The organism is Candidatus Erwinia dacicola, from assembly GCF_001756855.1.
Classification (GTDB): domain Bacteria; phylum Pseudomonadota; class Gammaproteobacteria; order Enterobacterales; family Enterobacteriaceae; genus Erwinia; species Erwinia dacicola.
Genome location: NZ_MAYS01000387.1, coordinates 1 through 5,678, shown reverse-complemented (window position 1 = coordinate 5,678; position 5,678 = coordinate 1). Strand labels below are relative to the sequence as shown.

The following is a 5,678-nucleotide window of genomic DNA, read 5'->3' as shown; positions in this document are numbered from 1 at the left end:
TGTCGACCTTTAAATGGGTTCATTTGTTGCTCCTTCAACTAAACAGTGGCATCAGTTTACCATCGCCAGATCTTTGCAACAGTGCCCGCAGTATCAACGCAGAAACGCGGGCTGTTTCTGCTCCCATGCGCTGATATCGGCATCGTGCTGTAACGTCAGGCCAATGGCATCCAGCCCGTTGATCAGGCAGTGGCGGCGGAAGCTGTCAATCCCAAATGGCCAGACATTATCCCCGACCAGCACCTGCTGATTGACCAAATCGACGGTAAAACGCATGCCCGGCTCAGCGGCGACCATCCGAAACATCTCATCTACCTCTGCTTCACTCAGCGTCACCAGCAGCAGCTGGTTATTGAATGAGTTGTTGGCAAAGATATCGGCAAAGCCGGAGCCAATAATCGTCTGGATGCCATAGTCGGTCAGCGCCCACGGCGCATGCTCGCGCGAGGAGCCGCAGCCAAAGTTTTCTCGCGTCAGCATAATGCTGGCACCGCTGAACGCCGGTTGGTTAAGGATAAAGTCAGGATTAGGGATTTGCCCTTCAGCATCGCTGTAGCGCCAGTCATAGAACAGGTTGTGGCCAAAACCGGTGCGCGTCACCATCTGCAAAAACTGCTTGGGGATAATCGCATCGGTGTCGACGTTGGCCGCATTCAGCGGCACCACGATACCGCTGTGTTGGGTAAATTTTTTTGCCATAATGATTCCTTACGCCAGCTCGCGTATGTCAGCAAAGTGGCCGGCTACGGCAGCTGCGGCTGCCATCGCCGGGCTGACCAGATGAGTGCGTCCGCCGCGCCCCTGGCGACCTTCAAAGTTACGGTTGCTGGTGGAAGCGCAGCGTTCACCCGGGCTGAGGCGGTCGTTGTTCATGGCTAGGCACATCGAGCAGCCTGGCAGGCGCCATTCAAAACCGGCATAAGTAAAGATTTTATCCAGACCTTCCGCTTCCGCCTGCGCTTTCACCGGGCCGGAACCGGGCACCACATATCCCTGCACGTCAGCGGCGATCTTATGGCCTTTTACCACCGCCGCCGCCGCGCGTAGATCTTCGATGCGCGAGTTGGTACAGGAGCCGATAAACACTTTGTCGATGCGTACATCGGTCAGGCGAATACCGGGTTTCAGATCCATATAGGCCAGCGCTTTTTCCGCAGAGGCGCGTTCCACCGGGTCGCTGAACGACGCTGGGTCCGGGATAAGATCGCTGATAGCGATCACCTGGCCGGGATTTGTGCCCCAGGTTAGCTGCGGCGCAATATCGGCGGCATCCAGCGTTACCACTTTGTCGAACTGCACGCCGTCATCAGATTTCAGCGTGCGCCAGTAATCTACCGCCTGCTGCCACTCGGCCTTTTTCGGGGCAAAACGACGGCCCTTAACATAGTTAAAGGTGGTGTCATCAGGCGCAATCAGCCCGGCCTTCGCGCCCAGCTCAATCGCCATGTTGCACAGGGTCATGCGGCCTTCCATGCTCAGGGTTTCTACCGCTTCGCCACAGAATTCAACCACGTGACCGTTGCCGCCGCCACTACCGGTTTTACCGATAATCGCCAGCGCAATATCTTTCGCGGTAATGCCCGCTGCCGTTTTGCCGCGCACTTCCACCTTCATGGTTTTCGCCCGCGACTGTTTCAGCGTCTGCGTGGCCAGCACGTGTTCAACCTCGGAGGTGCCGATGCCAAACGCCAACGCTCCTAACGCGCCGTGCGTGGAGGTATGGGAATCACCACAAACGATAGTCATGCCCGGCAGCGACAGGCCCTGCTCCGGCCCCATCACATGCACGATACCCTGAAACTGGTGGTTCAGGTCGAACAGCTGCACGCCGAACGCCTCACAGTTTTTCTTCAGCATCGACATCTGGATACGCGCCATCTCGCCGCTGGCGTTGATATCCCGCGACTGGGTAGAGACGTTGTGATCCATGGTGGCAAAGGTTTTTGACGGCTGGCGCACCGGGCGACCGGGCACGCGCAGGCCGTCAAATGCCTGCGCTGAGGTCACCTCATGGACGAGGTGACGGTCAATATAGATCAGTGGTGTTTCATTAGGTGCTTCGTGCACGACGTGCGCATCAAACAGCTTCTCGTACAGTGTTTTCATCATTATGCTTCGCTAATAAACTGGGCAATCACGCTGCCCATTTCATCGGTGCCGATCGCTTTACCGTTACCGGCCAAGTCGCTGGTGAGATACCCCTCTTCCAGCGCACGGTTAATGGCGTGCTCGATCGCGTCGGCGGCGTTTTCTGCATTTAGGCTATAGCGCAGCAGCAAGGCCAAAGACAGGATCTGCGCCACCGGGTTAGCGATATTTTTCCCGGCGATATCCGGCGCGGAACCGCCCGCCGGTTCGAACAGACCAAAGCCTTTTCCATTCAGGCTGGCGGAAGGCAGCATGCCAATCGAGCCGGTGATCATCGCGCATTCGTCTGACAAGATGTCGCCAAACAGATTTGAGCACAGCATCACGTCAAACTGCGACGGCGCCTTGATCAGCTGCATGGTGGCGTTGTCGATATACATATGGCTCAGCTCAACGTCCGGGTAATCTTGCGCCACTTCGTTAACAATCTGACGCCACAAAATAGAGGATTGCAGCACGTTCGCTTTATCGATCGAGGTCACTTTCTTTCGGCGTTTGCGCGCTGATTCAAAAGCGATACGCGCAATACGTTCGATTTCGAAACGGTGATAAACCTCGGTGTCGAAAGCGCGTTCATGCATCCCGCTGCCTTCACGCCCCTTTGGCTGTCCAAAATAAATGCCGCCGGTCAGTTCACGCACCACTAGGATGTCAAAACCTTGGTCGGCAATGTCGCGGCGCAGTGGGCAGAAATCTTCCAGCCTCTGATACAGGCTGGCTGGGCGCAGGTTGCTGAACAGCTGGAAGTGCTTACGTAGTGGCAGCAGCGCGCCGCGCTCCGGCTGTTCTGGAAGGTGTTCCCATTTTGGGCCACCCACCGAGCCGAACAGAATCGCATCCGCTTGCTCACAGCCTTTAATCGTTGCCTGCGGGAGCGGCTCATCGTGGCGGTCAATAGCGATGCCGCCGACGTCATATTCACTGGTGGATACGCGCATGTTGAAGCGCTCGCGTACCGCGTCCAGCACTTTGCTGGCCTGAGTCATTACTTCCGGGCCGATGCCATCACCGGGTAATACTGCAATATGGTAGCTGCTGGACATTTATACGGCTTCCTTCTGATTTTTCATCTGCGACTTACGCTGCAATTCCTGCTCGACTTGGCGCGCGCGCCAGATGTTATTCAGTGCGTTAACCATGGCTTTTGCTGAAGATTCAACGATATCGGTCGCCAGACCCACGCCGTGGAATTTACGTTCGTTGTACTGCACCACGATATCTACTTGGCCCAGCGCATCTTTACCGTGACCTTTGGCAGTCAGCTGGTAGTTGATCAACTCAGCATCGAAATCGGTGATGCGGTTGATCGCCTGATAGATCGCATCAACCGGACCGTTACCGGTAGCGGCTTCGGTTTTCTGCCCATCGCCGCAGCCCAGCTGCACGGTGGCGGTGGCAATAACGGCAGAACCGGACTGCACGTTGAAGGTGTCCAGCTTGAAGTATTCCGGCTCTTCAGACTGTTTATTGATAAACGCCAGCGCTTCCAAGTCGTAATCAAACACTTGGCCTTTCTTATCCGCCAGCGCTTTGAAGGCCTCGTACAGCGTATCCATGTTGTACTCGGCCTCGGTGTAGCCCATCTCTTTCATGCGGTGCTTCACGGCAGCGCGGCCGGAGCGTGAAGTCAGGTTCAGCTGTACTTGCTTCAGACCGATAGATTTCGGAGTCAGGATTTCATAGTTTTCGCGGTTCTTCAGTACGCCATCTTGGTGGATACCGGAGGAGTGGGCGAATGCGTTTGAGCCGATAATCGCTTTATGTGCCGGGATAGGCATATTGCAGATTTTGCTGACAGTCTGGCAGGTACGGTAAATCTCCTGATGATTAATGCGCGTGTGCACATTAATCAGCTGGCAGCGGGTTTTAATCACCATGATCACCTCTTCCAGCGCGCAGTTACCGGCACGCTCGCCTAGGCCGTTCATGGCGCCTTCAATCTGGCGCGCACCAGCATTTACCGCGGCCAGCGCGTTGCCGACGGCCATGCCTAGGTCATCATGGGTATGGACGGAGAGGATCGTTTTATCGATGTTGGGTACGCGTTCGCGCAGGGTGCTGAAGATGTTGGCGTATTCGTAAGGTAGGGTGTAACCGACGGTATCTGGGATGTTGATGGTGGTAGCACCGGCATTAATCGCGGCTTCAACCACGCGGCACAGGTCATCGATGGGGGTACGACCGCCGTCTTCGCAGGAGAACTCCACGTCGTCGGTGTAGTTACGTGCGCGCTTTACCATCTTTACCGCGCGCTCAATCACCTCTGGCAGGGTGCTACGCAGCTTGGTGGCAATATGAATCGGCGAGGTCGCCAAAAAGGTGTGGATGCGGTAGGCCTCCGCCACGCGTAGCGCTTCATAGGCTGCGTCGATATCTTTTTCCACACAGCGTGCTAGGCCGCAAACCTGGCTGTTCTTAATCTGGCGAGCGATGGTCTGCACCGATTCAAAATCACCCGTGGAGGAGACTGGGAAGCCAACCTCCATGACGTCGACGCCCATACGCTCCAGTGCTAGGGCAATTTGCAGCTTTTCTTTTACACTCAAGCTGGCCTGTAATGCTTGCTCGCCATCGCGCAGAGTGGTATCAAAAATAATGACTTGTTGGCTCATTGGGTTGTTCCTTGTCGTGTTTACGTCGCCGGTTGCAGCGAGCATAAAAAAACCCGCGCATTGGCGCGGGTTTTTTAGTTTTGCAAGCTGGAATCAGTAATTGATTTCGCCCACAAGTCTACCGTCTACCGAGCAATGAGGATGCGTTTAGTAGTAGACCGAGTAGGAGGGCGAACGAATCATTGAATCACAGACCCCATAAATTTTAAAGTGGCTTTATTGATACCCGATCCAACACGGGGCTGTCAACCATCAATAGCAATCCGCTCTGCGTGGTCATATATTCAGCCGACCGGACATTCGATGTCTACAGAGTTTTAATAACAAAACGATCACAATGCAAATAACCGGGCAGCAGTATATTCCGCTTTTGGAACGCCTCATTTTCAGTATAATTGTCGATGGAAAGGGTGGGGCAGCAAAGCCTTAATTAACGCTTTGCGCATTCGAGGTGTGGTTTGCCGTTTGCCAGCCAACTTTTCTACGGTTATGGTATTTGCGATAAACGCCCACAAGAATTCATAACTCAAAAACGTTTATTCAACGAATGGGGCTTCGCCCTGTACCTAGATGTTGGAAATGATTTCCAATTTCTGAGCATAAAAACAGGTTTTTACCTTATCTGTTCGCAGATAAATCAGCATTTTAAAGCTTTGCAGTTTCTGTCGTGTTTTTAACCGGAAAGCCATTTTTCAGGCACACTGATCCGGCTCAGTCATCCGCAACCATCGCTTTTTCTCCATTCCACGCAACCTTTCCGACAGTCATGCCATCGCCTGCGTTCCTGCCTCAGCGCCGGCAAAACGCAGCCGTTCGCCGCACAGGATGCACTGGTACGGGTCGGTACCTAGGAAGCCCTTCATCAGCACCGCAAACCCCGGCTTCTCCGGCTTTTCCCGCAGCGTCATCTCCAGCGCT

The 5,678-nt window shown here is 54.6% G+C and carries 4 protein-coding genes and 1 pseudogene; all 5 read right to left on the bottom strand.

All coding sequences use genetic code 11. The features are described from left to right. Positions 1-93 precede the first annotated feature (93 nt). Entirely contained in the window at positions 94-699 is a 606-nt protein-coding gene (gene leuD / locus BBW68_RS10885) for a 3-isopropylmalate dehydratase small subunit (protein WP_070135381.1), read from the bottom strand. A gap of 9 nt (positions 700-708) precedes the next feature. Continuing rightward, positions 709-2,106: a 3-isopropylmalate dehydratase large subunit gene (gene leuC / locus BBW68_RS10880; RefSeq protein ID WP_186821319.1), complete on the bottom strand. Its 1,398-nt coding sequence runs from the start codon at positions 2,104-2,106 to the stop codon at positions 709-711. 2 nt (positions 2,107-2,108) lie between these two features. After that, positions 2,109-3,191: a 3-isopropylmalate dehydrogenase gene (gene leuB, locus BBW68_RS10875; protein WP_070135379.1), complete on the bottom strand. Its 1,083-nt coding sequence runs from the start codon at positions 3,189-3,191 to the stop codon at positions 2,109-2,111. Beyond that, positions 3,192-4,760 carry a 2-isopropylmalate synthase gene (gene leuA, locus BBW68_RS10870; protein WP_070135378.1) on the bottom strand — a complete coding sequence of 523 codons (1,569 nt, stop codon included), beginning with the start codon at positions 4,758-4,760 and terminating at the stop codon, positions 3,192-3,194. It lies immediately after the preceding gene. 692 nt (positions 4,761-5,452) lie between these two features. Continuing rightward, positions 5,453-5,678 (bottom strand): annotated as a pseudogene (locus tag BBW68_RS20750) (IS91 family transposase); the annotation flags it as partial.